Consider the following 15921-nt stretch of genomic DNA (forward strand, 5'->3'; position numbering starts at 1 on the left):
TTATTGATTCTCCGCATATTCAGTGACCCCAACATAAATACCGAACATTTCATTTAAAAACTGCTGTATGAAAAGACTGTTGATGCTATTGGTGTTATTTATTGCATCAAAAGCCCTCCATGCCCAGAACGCCGTAAAAGGAGCCGTGGTCGATGACAGTACCGGAGCCCCTGTGCCGGGTGTTTCTGTCATCCTGGAAGGTACCACCAATGGAGCTCAAACCGGCACCGATGGTCGATTTACCATCGTCATCCCGGCTACTGCGAAACGACCACAATTGACTTTTACGTCGCTGGGTTTTGTGTCGCAAACGATTGCTGTAGGTTCTTCTACCCTCATTAACGTTCGTCTGAGGAAAAACCTAAGTTCACTCGACGATGTCGTGGTGATCGGTTACGGTACTTCCAAAAGGAAGGATCTGACTGGCGCCATTTCTTCTTTATCAGGTAAGGAGCTGGAGCGTATACCAGTGGCCAATGCGGCGGAAGCGCTGACGGGTCGTATCCCGGGTGTGATGGTGACGACGACCGATGGTGCGCCCGGTGCAGAGATCGTGATCCGGGTACGCGGTGGAGGCTCTGTTACGCAAGACAACTCGCCCCTCATCATCGTGGATGGTTTTCCGGTGGAAAGTATGAACGATATCGCCACGACCGATATTGAAAGCTTCGATGTGTTGAAAGATGCATCGGCTTCTGCTATTTATGGTGCCCGCGGTGCCAATGGGGTGATCATTGTGACGACCAAGCGGGCCAAAGCTGGTAAAACGAATATTTCTTACAACGGCTTTGGTCAGATGCGCACTTTCCCCCGTAAACTGAAGGTATTATCACCATATGAGTTTGTGCTGGCGCAATATGAATATGCCCGCTTGCGGAGTCAGGCCGAAGTGGATGCCTTCAGCAAATACTTTGGGGTGTTTGAAGACCTGGAGCTGTACAAAGCGCAAAAGGGCACCGACTGGCAGGAGGAACTGTTTGGTCATCCGCAAACATCGCAACAACACAACGTTAGCCTCGCAGGCGGTACCGACAAGACCAAGATCAACCTGAGCTTCACCAATAACCAGGATGAAGGGTTGATGACCGGTTCATCATATGCTAGAAATTACCTGAGCTTCAAATTGAATCACGAGATCTCCAAATCCCTGAAGTTTGATGCGGGGGTTCGTTACAGCCGCGCCACCACGATGGGTGCGGGCACCTCCGGTCAATCCAGTGTACGGGTCAGTGATGGCATCACCACACGCCCGGTAAACGGACTGGCCGACCAGATCGTGCCGGATGAAGTGTCGCAGGACCAGGGAGATGATTACGATCAATTCCTGAAAAGCCTGATCCCTCCCACCAAAGTGGTAACGCAGGATTACCGCAGGAGGCTCAACAATACCCTCAACCTCAGCGCTGCCCTGAGCTGGAATATCATGCGCGGCCTCAATTGGCGCACAGACTTCAATATCGACCGCGTACAGGATGAAACCCGTCGTTACTACGGACCGCTGACCGGCGAATCCAGGAATGTGGGTGGTAACCTGCCGCTGGGCGAGATCACGGATGAACTTAGAAATGGCTACCGGATCTCCAATACCCTGACCTACCAGTTCAAACTCGGCAAGGACCATTCCTTCACGGTCATGGGTGGCCAGGAAATGCTCGATGGAGACGGCGTCTATAAATTCATGCGGGCGAAATATTTTGCCGAAAACCTGCTGCCCGAGAAGTTGTTTTCCAATATGTCATTGGGCACCGTTGATCGTCTTTCAACACACGACCGGATCGGTAGCTCGTTGCTGTCGTTCTTTGGCCGGGTGAATTACTCCTTCAACAGCAAGTTCCTGGCAGCATTAACTTTCCGGGCTGATGGATCGAGCCTGTTTGCTGAAGATAATAAATGGGCATACTTCCCGTCTGCTTCATTGGCCTACCGCTTGTCGGAAGAGCAATTCATGCGCGATATCGACTTCATCGACGACCTGAAGTTCCGCGTGAGCTATGGGGAAGCAGGTAACAACCGGGTAGGTCTCGATCGTTTCAAAAAGACCTATGCCATCTCCGATGTACGCACGATTGGTTTCGGCGATGTAGCCAATCCTTATTATGTGTTCGCCTCCACGGAGCTGCCCAATCCCTCCCTTCGCTGGGAAACGACGGTTACGCGTAACGCAGGGCTCGACTTCACCTTGTTCAAGAACAAGGTCACCGGTAGCCTCGACGTATACTGGAACACCACCAAGGACTTGCTGGTAGCGCAACCCATTCCGCAAACGACAGGCTTCAGTACCCAGATGATCAATATCGGGCAAACCTCCAACAGGGGAATCGAACTGGGGTTAAATGCTACCGTGCTGACAAAGAAAGATTTCACACTCAACGCCACGTTCAATATTGGTACCAACACTTCCAAGATCGACGACCTGGGGGGCGCTACGCAGATCGTAGTTGGATCCAACTGGGCCAGCACCGATTTGAAAGCACAGGATGATTTCCGTGCGCTGGTCGGGGAAACCGTAGGTCTGATGTATGGGTATGTAACCGATGGCTTTTACACCTCCGACGACTTTGCTTCCAACAACGGTACAACCTATGTACTGAAAGACAAAGTGCCCAATGCAGCCACCGTACTGGGTGGTATCTCGATGCGACCCGGATTGCTGAAACTGAAAGACCTGGATGGCGATGGCTTTATTACTGCCGACAAGGACCGCCAGGTGATCGGCAAGGCCCTGCCAAAATTCCAGGGAGGGTTTGGCCTGAACACCACCTTTAAAGGATTTGATGCCTCCGTATTCTTCAATTTTGTATACGGCAATGACGTGTACAACACCGGAAAGATCGGTTTGAACATGCTGTACCGTAATACGTATGGCAATATGCTCAACACCATGAATTCGAACGACCGCTATAAATACATCGATGCAAACGGTGCCCTGGTGACGGACCTGCAAAAATTAGCCGAGTTGAACAAAGATGCCAAGATCTGGACGCCCTTCTCCATGGGCACTGCATCGCCGGTGTTTCATTCCTGGGCAGTGGAAGATGGTTCTTTCATCCGGTTGAACAATATTACGGTGGGTTATTCTTTGCCGAAGAATATTATCTCCAAAGCGCTGATGAGCCGCTTCCGGGTGTATGCTACGGTATACAACGCGTTCCTGTGGACCAAATACACCGGTTACGATCCCGAGGTAAGTGCCAACCGCAATACAGGTTACAATGCCCTGACGCCGGGCGTCGACTATTCGGGTTATCCGAAAAGCCGAACCTATACGGTGGGTCTTAATGTGACATTCTAACAGCACCTCTCAACACCGAAAAACTATTTGTATGAAACGACTTGCTATATACAGCCTTGCGCTACTGCCACTGGTTGCAGGATCCTGTAAGAAATTCCTCAATAAGGAATTTGAATCTTCTTTCACCCCGGATTATATCTATGGCAATGAGACGGATGCCAAGAAGGCCGTTAACGCGGTGTATGCCCTGTTTAACCAGGATGCCTTCACTTCCCGGGTGTCTAACAACTTCACCGGCAACTCCGATGTGGAAGTGGGTGGGGTAGGTGCCACTCCTGACAACTCGCGCCGGGATATCTGGTCTTTCGAAGCGACCAGCGCCAACCAGGATCTGCTCACTGTCTGGAACAATGCCTACAATGCCATCAACCGTGCGAATGATTGTGTGGATGGTATCGTTGCCAATGCTGCCTATAAAACCAATCCTGCGCTGAAACAGCTGGCTGGCGAAGCAGCTACCTTGCGTGCCTATTGGTATTACCTGTTGATGAACCATTGGGGAGATGTTCCTTTCTCCATCAAGTCAACTACTGCAGGTGATAATTTCTTCCTGCCCCGCACGGGCCGCGACAGCATACTGACCTATCTCATTAATGACCTCAAGAAGTTTGAACCCGATATGATGTGGGCCAGTGACCTGGATTTTGGTATCGAGCGCATCAACCGCGAATTCGTGTTGGGTATGATCTCCCGGCTGTCGCTGATGCGCGGTGGTTACTGGTTGTATCCTGATATGAAGATGAGACGGATGCCCGACTACCTCGACTATTACAAGATCGCCAACGACGCTTGTAAGAAGCTGATCGAATTGAAACCGCATACGCTGACGCCCAATTTCAAAGAGATCTTCTACAACGAATGCCAGGGCTTAACACCACTGGGTATGGATGTGTTGTATGAGGTGGCCTTCCATCCCGGCTTTGGTGATGTGGGTTGGTGCAATGGCGTACGTGTGGATGCAGGCGCCCATGCCTATGGTTCTGGTTCCAATTACCTGAGTTTACCACCCAGTTACTATTACTCCTTCGATACGCTCGATAAACGCCTGGAGACTACCTGCTCGATCGTCTATTTTGATGGTACCCTGCAGGAAATTCCTACCGCGGTTACTGGCATTGCTCCCGGCAAGTGGAACCGCCTGTGGCTGAAAACTGCCCCCGGTTCTGCTTCAGCCAAAGGAACCGGTATCAACTGGCCGCTGATGCGCTACAGCGATGTATTGCTGATGTTGGCCGAAACGGAAAACGAGATCAATGGAGCGCCTACGGCTACTGCGAAAGATGCCCTGGCGCAGGTACGTAAACGTGCTTTCGATGCCGCCAACTGGAGCGAAAAGGTCGATGCCTATATTGCTGCCCGCTCGTCCAAAGAAACATTCTTTGAAGCGATCGTGGATGAGCGTGCCTGGGAGTTTGGTGGTGAGTGTCTGCGTAAATATGATCTGGCCAGATGGAACAACTACGGCCAAAAGATCGTGGAAGCCAAACAAATGATGGCCGAACTGGGAGCTGATGCCTTTGCCGGAACCGGTACTTACGCCAATTATCCCGACTATCTCTACTACAAAAAGACGGTAGGCAAAACGGCTGCTTTCTATTCCAAATACAGAAAGCCTGCTGTAGCACCACCGGTGGTTGATTTGCCAGCCAAAGGAGATAATCCCGATGGCTATATCCGTGTAACCTGGACACGTGGATTGTGGAACAATACAACCAGTCAGCCTGGCGACTTCATCGTGCGCAGCTGGAGAGGGTATGCTGACAACAGTGGTGCAGAGGCTGTAAAATACATATTGCCTTTACATGGTTCTGTGATCACCAATAGCCAGGGCACACTGAGAAACGACGGATACGGATACTAAAACTAACCAACATGCAAATCAAACGTTCTATAATAAAGCTGTTATGCGCCTGCTTGTGTGCAGGGCTGCTGCTCGCTGCCTGTAAGAAAGATGACATGACGGAAAAGGTGCGGATGTTCAGGCCCGTCATCAAAGCGCCGTTGGCGTCTGAAGGCAACTGGATCGAAGTCAGCTGGCAGGCGATCAAAGATGCTCAATCTTATACGGTGCAGATCAGTACCGATACTTTCAAAACGGTGGGTGTTTCGGCACAGGCCGATTCTGGATTGTATGTATTTGAGAACCTGGCCTGGGACAAAATGTACTGGGTGCGGGTACGCGCGAATGCGACCGACACGGTTTTCAGTTCCAAATGGGCTACCCTGGGCTCCATCAAAACGATGAAGTTCCCCACGATCCTGAAGTCGCCGGCGATCAGCGACCTTACCCAGGAAGCGGTACGTATACGGTGGGCATCGGATGGTGCAGCCGTCACCTCTCTCAAAGTGAAATTGCTCTCGGATAGCTCGTTCGTGAAAGATATACCCTTGACGTCGGATGATGTCGCCAATGAATTTAAAGTAGTGGACGGTTTGAAAGATGGTACTGCTTACCTGATCTATCTTTACAGTGGCACAACGATCCGTGGGTGGGAAACTTATAAGACGAAGGCAAAACCAACAGGTACGATCATTGATCTGCGTACTGCAGAATACAAGCCCAGCCTTTTGGCAGATACCCTGCCTGACCTGGACGCAGGCAGCATCGTATTGCTGAAACGTGGTCAGCTGTACGAGATTGGCGGTACCATCAACCTGGCCAAATCGCTCACCATCATGAGTGCCGAAGATTTTACGACAACGGAACGGGCTACTATCTTATTCAAAGCCAATTTCAACATCGTAGCCGGTAGTGTAATCGATCTGCTGTCTTTCTCCGATCTCAATATGTACAGCGATAGCTACACAGGTCGGTATGTCTTCAATATCAATGCGGCCTGTACCATCGGTAAGATCCAGTTTGAGGCTTGCAGTGCCAAGGTGTTCCGTGGTTTCACCAGGTTGCAGTCTGCCGTAATGACCGTATCGGAATTTGTGATCAACAACTGTGTACTCGATAGCATTGCCGATTATGGTGTCGTCAACGTGGACAACGCCAACTGTAAGATCAATGATATAAAGATCACCAACAGCACCATTTCAAGGGCGCAAAAAGTAGTAGCCGGTAAGCAGGCTGCCAATACGCTCACCATGGAGAACCTGACCTTTAATGAAGCGGCACGCGGTGGTAACTTCATTGTCGACTTCAATGGCGTAGCGATCAATACCGTCAGTTTCAAGAATAACATCATTGGGGTTGGCCTGGCCAATGGCAGTAATGTTACGGTGAATGGTATTCGTATCAGCACGGGTAATATCGAGACGACGAACAACTATGCGACCAAAGACTTTGTGGCAGGTACCAATCCGATTGCCGGTTTGACACCTTATGCCAAGAATGCTTCGGAACTGTTTACCGATCCGGCCAATGCCAATTTCAAGATCAAGGACAATACCTTCCCCGGACGGGCCACCGCTGGTGATCCGCGCTGGAGGCCTTAACGACAACGATCCATACCAAGGTTATACATGAAAACGATGAGAAGCACCCTATTGAGTAAAGCCTTTGTTGTTGCCTGTATCGTGTCCTGCAGCGCCCAGCAAAAAAGCGCTACGGTGATACCTGGCGATAAACCCATCGCCTTTCCCGGCGCAGAAGGTTTTGGTCAGTATGCAACAGGCGGCCGAGGGGGAAAGATATATATCGTTACCAACCTCAACGATGGCGGCCCCGGGAGTTTCCGGGAGGCCGCCATCGCCAAAGGACCCCGTACCATCGTCTTTGCGGTATCGGGCACCATACACCTCGAAAGCAATTTGGGGATTGCCGCCAATGTCACCATTGCGGGGCAGTCCGCCCCGGGAGATGGGATCTGTATTGCCGACCAGCCCGTATCCATCGCCGGCGACAACATCATTATCCGTTATCTGCGTATCCGCATGGGCGATAAATACCAGAAGGGCGGTATGGTGGATGGGAATGGCGCCGATGATGCCCTGAGTGGTACACGCCGCAAGCACATCCTCATCGATCATTGCAGCTTGAGCTGGAGCACCGACGAGGTGATGTCGATTTACGCAGGCGACAGCTCTACCCTGCAATGGAACCTGCTGGCCGAGCCACTCAATTACAGTTATCATTTTGAGACTGGTGATAAGGATTATGAGCACCATGGTTATGGTGGTATCTGGGGTGGCAAACACCTGTCGGCCCACCACAACCTTATCGCACACTGCAACAGCCGCACGCCCCGCTTTGAAGGAATTCGCAATGCGCCGGAAGAAAATGTAGATTACCGCAACAATGTTATCTACAATTGGGGGCACAACAATACGTACGCCGGTGAAGGTGGCCGCTATAACATCGTCAACAATTATTACAAATACGGACCGTCCACCAGCAAGCAGATACGGTCGCAATTGCTGAACCCCTATAACCGGAACGATATTCCTTATGGCAAGTTTTATGTGAACGGGAACTATGTAGATGGAGCGACAGCGGTCACTGCCGACAACTGGCTCGGGGTGCGACTGGGCAACGGCAAGGATAAGGACGATCCCGCACAGGCAAAACTTGAACAGCCTTTTTCCATTGTACCGGTAACCACACAGTCCGCAGAAAAAGCCTACGAACTGGTATTGCGGCAGGTGGGTGCCATCCGGCCCAAACGCGATACGATGGACCAGCGCATCGTGAAGAATGTGGAGGATAGAACAGGTGGTTTGATAGATGTGCAGGGCGGTTTTCCGCACGGCACAGCTTACGAGCTTACAATCAGTGCCTGGCCTGCGTTACATTCTATCGCAGCCCCCACAGATACAGATAAAGATGGCATCCCCGATGCCTGGGAGCAAAAACACCAATTGAATCCCAACAATCCGGCTGATGGAAATTTGTACACCTTGCACAAAGGATACACCAACCTGGAAATGTACCTGAATGAACTGGCACAATAAAGGCATGCGCCATGGGATGGTACGGGATAGCTCTCGCGGTCAATAATTGTATTTTGCCGGTTTCGACAATAGATAGCTTACGACCATGAAGAAAATTTTTTGCCTCCTGCTGAGTTGCCTGATGATCTCATTACAGATGATCGGTCAGCCAACGACCTACCCCACCTCATTTACCGTTGCACAAGATGGGAGCGGTAACTTCAAAACGATCCAGGAAGCTGTGAATGCGGTACGTGATCTGTCGCAACAACAGGTGACCATCCACATCAAAAAAGGTGTATACAAAGAAAAGCTGGTCATCCCTTCCTGGAAATGCAGGATATCGCTGTTGGGAGAAGACAAGGACAGCACCATCATCACCAACAGCGATTACTCGGGAAAGGCCTATGCGGGTCTTGATTTCGTAGGTCGCGACAAATACAGCACGTATACTTCCTATACTGTATTGATCCAGGGCAATGACTGCACGGCCGAAAACCTGACCATCCGGAATGATGCCGGACGGGTAGGGCAGGCGGTAGCGCTGCATGTGGAAGGAGATCGATTCGTGATGTCCAACTGCAAGCTGATGGGTAACCAGGATACCTTGTACGCTGCTACGGAAACCAGCCGGCAGTGGTACCGCGATTGTTTTATCGAAGGCACCACCGATTTCCTGTTCGGCGAAGCGACAGTCGTCTTTCAACGCTGCACGATCAAAAGCCTCAGCAATTCTTATATCACGGCGGCGGCCACCACGGCTCGTCAGCGTTTTGGGTTCGTATTCTTCGATTGTACGCTTGTTGCTGATAGTGCCGCTAAGAAAGTTTTTCTCGGCCGACCGTGGAGGCCCAACAGCAAGACTGTTTTCCTGAACACAACAATGGGTGACCACATTGTCAAAGAGGGTTGGAACAATTGGGGAAATGCGGAGAATGAAAAGACCGTCTTGTACGCGGAATACCAAAGCGTGGGTCCGGGTGGGCAGGCTGGTCAACGTGTATCATGGTCGCGCCAGCTGAGTGCCAAACAAGCAAAACAATATACTTTTAAACATATTTTCGGCGATTGGGAGCCAGCCGTAAACCCACAATAAGTTGATAATATTGTATTCATTATGAAGTCATTGATCTGCATCGCACCCGGACAGTTTGAATACCGTGACAAGGAACAACCACAGCCTGCACCGGGGCAGGCCCTGATCCGTATCCGCCGCATTGGTGTCTGTGGTACCGACCTGCACGCCTTCGAAGGCACCCAACCATTTTTTACGTATCCCCGCATACTGGGCCATGAACTGGCTGGCGAACTCGTCGATACCGGTGGCGCTGTAGGTTTCGAAAAAGGAGAGACGGTTTCCTTTATACCCTATTTCAATTGTGGCACCTGTATTGCCTGCCGCAACGGTAAACCCAATTGCTGCACCAATATCAAGGTGTGTGGCGTGCATGTAGATGGCGGTATGGTGGAATACCTGGCTGTACCTGCCGATAAATTATTACATGGCGAAGAGCTCGGCTTCGATGCACTAGCATTGGTAGAGCCGCTGGCCATTGGCGCCCATGGATTACGCCGGGCAGGGGTAGAAGCTGGTGAATTTGTGCTGGTCGTAGGGGCGGGTCCTATTGGACTGGGTATAATTGCCCTGGCCAATATTGCAGGTGCCCAGGTGATCGCACTCGATGTCAACGAGCACAGGCTATCCTTTTGTCGCAACAAGCTGGGGGTGCAATATACCATCAATGGTGCCCAAGAAGACGTGGTGGCCCGGTTACAGGCCATCACCAACGGGGATATGCCTACAGTGGTGGTAGATGCAACTGGTAATGGCAAGGCGATCAACAATGCTTTCCAGTATATGGCGCATGGCGCCCGGTACGTGTTGGTGGGTTTACAGAAAGGCGATATCTCCTTCCCGCATCCGGAATTTCACAAACGGGAAGCGACGCTGATGAGCAGCCGCAATGCCACTCGCGAGGATTTTGAGCATGTGATCCGCTGCATCCGGAACCAGCAGATTGATCCCCTCACTTTTATTACCCATACGGTTCCTTTTAAAGCTACCAAAGACCAGTTTGCCGGTTGGCTCGATCCCGCCAACGGCGTGATCAAAGCTATGGTAGCCATCGACTAGTCATCCAATCTTTTTGTTAAAATACTGCTTCATGCGTTCTACGTTTGCCCTTGCTATCATTGCCTGTTTGTCGACCTCAACCGTACCTGTCCATGCCCAATCGGGTGCCGCCGTTTCCAAAGTATGGGTGGCCGATAACGGCAACGGTACGTATAAGAACCCCGTGATCGACGCTGACTATTCGGACCCGGACGCTATCCGGGTGGGCGAAGATTATTACATGATCGCTTCCAGCTTCGATGCCATTCCCGGACTGCCGATCCTGCATTCGAAAGACCTGGTCAACTGGACATTGATCGGTCACGCCTTGCACCGCCAGCTGCCCTTCGATCATTTTTCCAAAACACAACATGGCAATGGGGTATGGGCGCCTGCCATTCGCTACCACAAAGGCGAATTCTATATTTACTCGCCCGACCCGGACTTTGGTATCTACGTGATCAAAGCAAAAAACATACGCGGTCCCTGGAGTGAACCTATCCTGGTAGAAGGTGGTAAGGGATTGATCGATCCTTGTCCATTTTGGGATGAAGATGGTAAGGTATACCTCACGCATGCTTATGCGGGCAGCCGCGCGGGCATCAAAAGTGTGATCGTTGTGAAAGAAATGAATGCCGAAGGCACCCGGGTAACCAGCACAGGTAAACTGGTCTATGATGGCCATGCTACCGATCCGACCATCGAGGGACCTAAGGTGTACAAACGCAACGGATACTATTACCTGTTTGCGCCCGCAGGCGGTGTCTCCACCGGTTGGCAACTGGTGCTACGCTCGAAAAACATCTATGGCCCCTATGAACGCAAGGTAGTGATGGACCAGGGCAGCACGCCCATCAACGGTCCCCACCAGGGTGCCTGGGTCAATACGCCGGGGGGCGAAGACTGGTTCCTGCATTTCCAGGACAAAGACGCGTATGGAAGGGTGGTACACCTGCAACCCATGAAATGGGTCAACAACTGGCCGGTGATCGGGGTCGATAAAGACGGAGATGGTAAAGGGGAGCCTGTGTTGGTGTACAAGAAGCCGGCGGTGGGCAAAACCTATCCGGTGGCCACACCTGCCGACAGTGATGAGTTCAACGGACGCTTGCTGGGACTGCAATGGCAATGGCAGGCCAATCCCAAAGCGACCTGGTCCTTCCTCGATCCTTCCTGTGGGGTGTTACGCCTGTATTCCGATAAGATCCCGGATTCGGCCAGGAACCTGTGGGAGGTGCCCAATGTATTGTTGCAGAAATGGCCAACCCAGACTTTCGATATGACCACACGCCTCACGTTCACGCCCAATCCAAAACTGGAGAACGAAAAAGCAGGGCTGGTCGTGATGGGGCTCAGCTATGCAGCCATCTCGCTGAAGAACAAGAAAGACGGTATCTGGCTCGTATACAATACCTGTAAGGATGCCGCCAAAGGAACGGCTGAAACGGAAAAAGTGCTCACACGCCTGGGTGACAGTTCCGTTACCGTTACGCTCCGGGTACGGGTGCTGCCAGGTGCCATATGTCGTTTTGGTTACAGTACCGATGGGAATAGTTTTACCGACTTAGATACTGATTTTCAAGCTGAGCCGGGCCGTTGGATCGGTGCTAAAACAGGCTTGTACTGTACCCGCCCGGGACAAACCAACGATGCCGGTTTTGCAGATGTGGACTGGTTCCGGGTAACCAAACCCTGAGGGATCGGTAACGATTGCGTAAATAAAATCAGGATATTGCTGTAGATTTAACGCTAATCTCCCTACACTTGTCGGGACGATTGTAAACCTATGTCCCAATGCTTGCGCCCCATACAGGATGCTATCTGTACAGGTCATGAACCTGCCCTGACCGAGCTCTACCGGCTGTTTAGTAAACGCCTGCTCCATTTCGCCCGCGCCATTACCCGCTCTCCCGAACTTGCTGAAGAAATTGTGGAAGATGTATTCGTGAAGCTTTGGACCAACCGTGCCCGCATATCCGAAGTGGATAACCTGACGGTGTATTTGTATGTCGCCACCAAGAACCAGGCTTTGAATGCCGTATCCCAAAAAGCACGTTCCCTGATACAAGCGCCTTTTGATGACCTCGATATAGAAAGCAGTTACCTGACTGCCGATCCCTATAATGATTTGGTTACCGCCGAGATCATGAAGAAGATGCAGGAGGCGGTAGATAACCTGCCTCCGCGTTGCAAGATCATCTTTAAATTGGTGCGGGAAGATGGCTTAAAGCACCGGGAAGTGGCGGAAGTATTGAATATCTCCATCAACACGGTCGACGTACAAATGGCCATTGCCATTAAAAAGATCTGCACGGCCCTGGGCATCGATCGCCACCTGCGGCAGGCTGATAAAGCATCACGCCAAAGCGGAAGGATGCCCGACAATTCACTGCTTTTGTTCGTTTGTTATGGATTACCGCTGACCGGCGCACTGGCCTCGCTGCTACCGGAAGCGTAAGAAATAGCTGGTAAGTCATCCGGATCTTCCCTCCGACCGGCCACTCATGTTAAAATATGATCTTCCTTTCGCATTTTACGGCCAGTATCTTATATTTAACTTCTATACAACTCTTCTTTACAACGTTTTATGGCAGAATTGGGTAATATGGAAGCAACAGCGGCAGCGATCCGTGCCGGCGAAAAGGTGTCAATCGATGATGGGCTGGAGGTTTGGGCGTTTGCACCATCGCCGCAGCCCGATGTAGAACGATTGGGTACGCAATATGTAGCCATGGCCGTCAATGCAGGCCAGGCCTGTCTTTACAGGCGAGCCGCCGACCCGGTTTCTCCCGATACCCGGTTGTTCCTCATCGACGAAGAGCGCATTGCGCTGTACAGTTTTTCGTTGCGCGAGCTGGGCAACAGGGCAGCTTTGAGCAAAAAAACGGCCGCGCTGCGGGAAGGCAAGATCAAAGAATACCAACCGCTACTCGACGAGTTTGGCGATTGTGCCGGCTGCCGTTATTGGGTGGCCAATGAAATTTCCCTGGCGGTACACGACGAACGGGCGCCGCAAGCCTGGGAGGCTGTCAGCCTGCAACTCTTCACGCAATTGGCAGAGAACGGCGATGCCCGCGCCTGTCATGAACTGGCCAATCATTTTTATTTTAATACGTCGGATAAAGAAGCCGTCATCAAATGGCGCCAACTGGCCATTGCGGGTGGTGAATCGGACGACCTGAAGGAACTGGCGGATTTCATCATCGATGAGTACCCCGACAGGATCGAACTGGCCTTGGATACCCTGCATACCATGCAGCAATACCACCTGAAAGAGGCCTGGGCCTGGTGGAAGGAAGGGAAGATCTACACCCAGGGGATCGGCGGTATCAAAGCCGATCCGCAGCGGGGCATGGAATTGGTGCAAAAGGCCAGCGATCTTGGGCATACGGTGGCGAAAGGAGACTTAGCGCATTATTACCATAAAGGCATCGGCGTTGCCAAAGACCTGCACAAAGCGCTGGCGTTGTACCAGGAAGCCAACGAAGCATCGCGCACGTTCAATAACCAGTATTTCAGTACCGATGACGACTCCGACGAACCACTGGAAGACGGTGATTACGAAGATGAGATCGAGTTGATCAAAAAAGAGATTGGAAAGAAATAAGGGATTCAAGTATAAAAATAAAGGCCGCCCCATCGATGGGGCGGCCTTTATTTTTAACGAACAGTATCTGCGATTAATTCGATTCCGTGTACTGCTTGAAGTTGTCAAGGATGGCTTGCCAGCCAGCTTGTTGCATCTCGATCGGGTTGGTGTCTTCTGCTTCGAAAACAGAAATGATATGCGTTTTGCCACCTTCTTCATTAAACGTATTCCGCACTTTGCGGTCGTCTCCCAGGGTATAGGCAATCAGTTTGTTCTCCTCCACTTCGTCGTATACACCTCCAAAGTCGAAACTGAAGCTGCCATCTTTGGCGGCCATGGTGGTAGAAAACTTGCCACCGGGCTGCAGGTCGTTGGTCGCCGCCGGCGCATGCCAGTCGGGGGAGGCGAAAGCCCAGTTCATGATGTGTTGCGGCTCGTTCCAGTATTGCCATACTTTAGCTACCGGTGCGTTGATCGTAGCTTCAATCGTTAATTGGGTTCTTTTGGTCGTTTCCATGATTATGCTTTTAAAGTTGAGTGATTCGTTGTTTGATGAAACAAACTTACAGCTACTTCCATAATCCAACTTGGATAAAACCGACAAATAGAAGGTGTTTTGCGACCCGTTGAAAAAAGTTAAAAAAAATCCTTCAATGGCTTAATGGTGTTTTTTCAAATTGCTGTCCTTCCTGGTATAAAGCCAACTGGCAGCATGGAAAGACCCGAACATATCTGGTTCCTCCTGTCCCGCAACCTGAGCGGGGAGGCATCACAAACAGAACATGAAGAACTGATGCAGGCCCTGCAGCAGCAACCTGCGCTGATGCAGCAATATGAGCTCCTGCAGCGCTTGTGGAAGCCCAGGCAGACTGTGCCAACAGAAGAGATAACGGCCAGGGTTAACCAAATCCTGCAACGATCGGCCAGCGAAGTGCCCGATACCCGGGAGCAGCCAGATCAACAGCCTATAGCAGATCTGCGGGTAGCACCGGTCAGGAAATTATGGCGTGGCATCCGGCGATGGAGTGGGGCGGCGGCCGTCGTGGGTATCTTATTGGCAGTGTACGTACAACACCAGAAGACCCCGGCAGTCACCGTGCCCGAAAACGAGATCGTGGCCAAGAAAGGCAGTAAGACCCGCACCCTGCTGCCCGATGGATCTACGGTTTGGCTCAATGCAGGCTCCAGTATTACTTATGATCCCGCCTTTACCGGCAATGCCCGTGAAGTAACCCTCCAGGGCGAGGGATACTTCGATATCGTGAAGCAGGCCGGCAAACCGTTTATCGTGCACGCCGGTGACATCAACATACGCGTATTGGGCACCGCCTTCAATGTAAAATCATACGACGAAGAACCAACGATAGAAACGACGCTTATTCACGGTCTCATCCAGATCACCCGCAAAGCCGATTCAACCGGTATACCCATCTTCCTCCATCCCAACCAGAAGATCGTGCTACCGAAGTCGGCACCATTGATCACAGAGCCCATGACCAAACCGGCGGTGCCATCTCCCGCCAGGGTACAACCGGCCATTGTACACCTCGATAGCAGCCTGAAAGAAAATGAGCGGTTGGAAACAGCCTGGATGTACAACCGGTTGGAGTTTCGGGGAGACAGCTTTGCCGAACTGGCCAAGAAACTGGAACGTTGGTACAACATCACCATTCATTTCCAGGATGAGGAGGTGCGTAACCTTGTATTCAATGGTTCTTTAGAGAATGAAACTGTGGAGCAGGCCTTTCAGGCATTGACATTGGCCACTGCTTTTCGCTTCGACATCAAGGGAAACGATGTATACATACGGTCTGCCAATAAAAATTAACGCTTAATAAGAAACGAATGCTATGCCACCTGATAATTGAAGCAACCTACGCCGTTAACCCGGTACCCTTGTTCCGGAACGGTCTCCACAATATTGGCCTGCAAAGGCTATAAAAAGTGAACGGAGAATGTTGCAGCATTCCCCGTTCTGTACAGGTTAAAATTGGTGTACCCGCCGCCATAGGCGGCGGGAATTGTTAACCCATAATGTTCACTAAAGTATGA

11 protein-coding genes are annotated in these 15921 nt (G+C 51.3%); 10 read left to right on the plus strand and 1 reads right to left on the minus strand.

Translation table 11 applies throughout. The annotated features are described in order from the left end of the window. The first annotated feature begins 67 nt into the window (after nt 1-67). From P2W70_RS13485 to P2W70_RS13525, 9 genes are all read left to right on the plus strand, one after another. Complete coding sequence (locus P2W70_RS13485; protein ID WP_276481999.1) at nt 68-3292, plus strand: SusC/RagA family TonB-linked outer membrane protein; 3225 nt, start codon at nt 68-70, stop codon at nt 3290-3292. A gap of 31 nt (nt 3293-3323) precedes the next feature. Next, on the plus strand, nt 3324-5153 hold the full coding sequence (locus tag P2W70_RS13490; protein ID WP_276482000.1) for a RagB/SusD family nutrient uptake outer membrane protein: 1830 nt from the start codon (nt 3324-3326) through the stop codon (nt 5151-5153). Between the two features lie 11 nt (nt 5154-5164). Further along, on the plus strand, nt 5165-6733 hold the full coding sequence (locus tag P2W70_RS13495) for a DUF5123 domain-containing protein (protein ID WP_276482001.1): 1569 nt from the start codon (nt 5165-5167) through the stop codon (nt 6731-6733). A gap of 27 nt (nt 6734-6760) precedes the next feature. Beyond that, complete coding sequence (locus P2W70_RS13500; protein WP_276482002.1) at nt 6761-8188, plus strand: pectate lyase family protein; 1428 nt, start codon at nt 6761-6763, stop codon at nt 8186-8188. 85 nt (nt 8189-8273) lie between these two features. Further along, nucleotides 8274-9263 (plus strand): pectinesterase family protein, encoded by a 990-nt coding sequence (locus tag P2W70_RS13505; protein WP_276482003.1) that lies wholly within the window; start codon nt 8274-8276, stop codon nt 9261-9263. A gap of 21 nt (nt 9264-9284) precedes the next feature. Then, the gene (locus P2W70_RS13510) at nt 9285-10301 is read left to right on the plus strand and encodes a zinc-binding alcohol dehydrogenase family protein (RefSeq protein WP_276482004.1); all 1017 of its coding nucleotides are present in this window, start codon (nt 9285-9287) and stop codon (nt 10299-10301) included. A 31-nt stretch (nt 10302-10332) separates the two neighbouring features. Further along, nucleotides 10333-11976: a glycoside hydrolase family 43 protein gene (locus P2W70_RS13515; RefSeq protein WP_276482005.1), complete on the plus strand. Its 1644-nt coding sequence runs from the start codon at nt 10333-10335 to the stop codon at nt 11974-11976. A gap of 90 nt (nt 11977-12066) precedes the next feature. Beyond that, nucleotides 12067-12738, plus strand: coding sequence for an RNA polymerase sigma-70 factor (locus P2W70_RS13520; RefSeq protein WP_276482006.1), 672 nt, complete (start codon nt 12067-12069; stop codon nt 12736-12738). Between the two features lie 129 nt (nt 12739-12867). Next, a complete protein-coding gene (locus P2W70_RS13525) occupies nt 12868-13887 on the plus strand; it encodes a tetratricopeptide repeat protein (RefSeq protein ID WP_276482007.1) in 1020 nt (339 codons plus the stop codon). 73 nt (nt 13888-13960) lie between these two features. On the opposite strand, the gene P2W70_RS13530 is transcribed toward P2W70_RS13525, so the two are convergent. Further along, on the minus strand, nt 13961-14386 hold the full coding sequence (locus P2W70_RS13530) for an SRPBCC family protein (RefSeq protein WP_276482008.1): 426 nt from the start codon (nt 14384-14386) through the stop codon (nt 13961-13963). Between the two features lie 195 nt (nt 14387-14581). On the opposite strand from P2W70_RS13530, the gene P2W70_RS13535 reads away from it, so the two are divergent. After that, the gene (locus P2W70_RS13535; RefSeq protein WP_276482009.1) at nt 14582-15697 is read left to right on the plus strand and encodes a FecR family protein; all 1116 of its coding nucleotides are present in this window, start codon (nt 14582-14584) and stop codon (nt 15695-15697) included. Nucleotides 15698-15921: the final 224 nt, after the last annotated feature.

The sequence above is a fragment of the Paraflavitalea pollutisoli genome (assembly GCF_029360705.1).
GTDB lineage: Bacteria > Bacteroidota > Bacteroidia > Chitinophagales > Chitinophagaceae > Paraflavitalea > Paraflavitalea pollutisoli.

Coding starts and splice junctions, on each gene's coding strand:
- P2W70_RS13485 (WP_276481999.1), top strand. CDS start 68: ATGAAAAGACTGTTGATGCTATTGGTGTTATTTATTGCATCAAAAGCC.
- P2W70_RS13490 (WP_276482000.1), top strand. CDS start 3,324: ATGAAACGACTTGCTATATACAGCCTTGCGCTACTGCCACTGGTTGCA.
- P2W70_RS13495 (WP_276482001.1), top strand. CDS start 5,165: ATGCAAATCAAACGTTCTATAATAAAGCTGTTATGCGCCTGCTTGTGT.
- P2W70_RS13500 (WP_276482002.1), top strand. CDS start 6,761: ATGAAAACGATGAGAAGCACCCTATTGAGTAAAGCCTTTGTTGTTGCC.
- P2W70_RS13505 (WP_276482003.1), top strand. CDS start 8,274: ATGAAGAAAATTTTTTGCCTCCTGCTGAGTTGCCTGATGATCTCATTA.
- P2W70_RS13510 (WP_276482004.1), top strand. CDS start 9,285: ATGAAGTCATTGATCTGCATCGCACCCGGACAGTTTGAATACCGTGAC.
- P2W70_RS13515 (WP_276482005.1), top strand. CDS start 10,333: ATGCGTTCTACGTTTGCCCTTGCTATCATTGCCTGTTTGTCGACCTCA.
- P2W70_RS13520 (WP_276482006.1), top strand. CDS start 12,067: ATGTCCCAATGCTTGCGCCCCATACAGGATGCTATCTGTACAGGTCAT.
- P2W70_RS13525 (WP_276482007.1), top strand. CDS start 12,868: ATGGCAGAATTGGGTAATATGGAAGCAACAGCGGCAGCGATCCGTGCC.
- P2W70_RS13530 (WP_276482008.1), bottom strand. CDS start 14,386: ATGGAAACGACCAAAAGAACCCAATTAACGATTGAAGCTACGATCAAC.
- P2W70_RS13535 (WP_276482009.1), top strand. CDS start 14,582: ATGGAAAGACCCGAACATATCTGGTTCCTCCTGTCCCGCAACCTGAGC.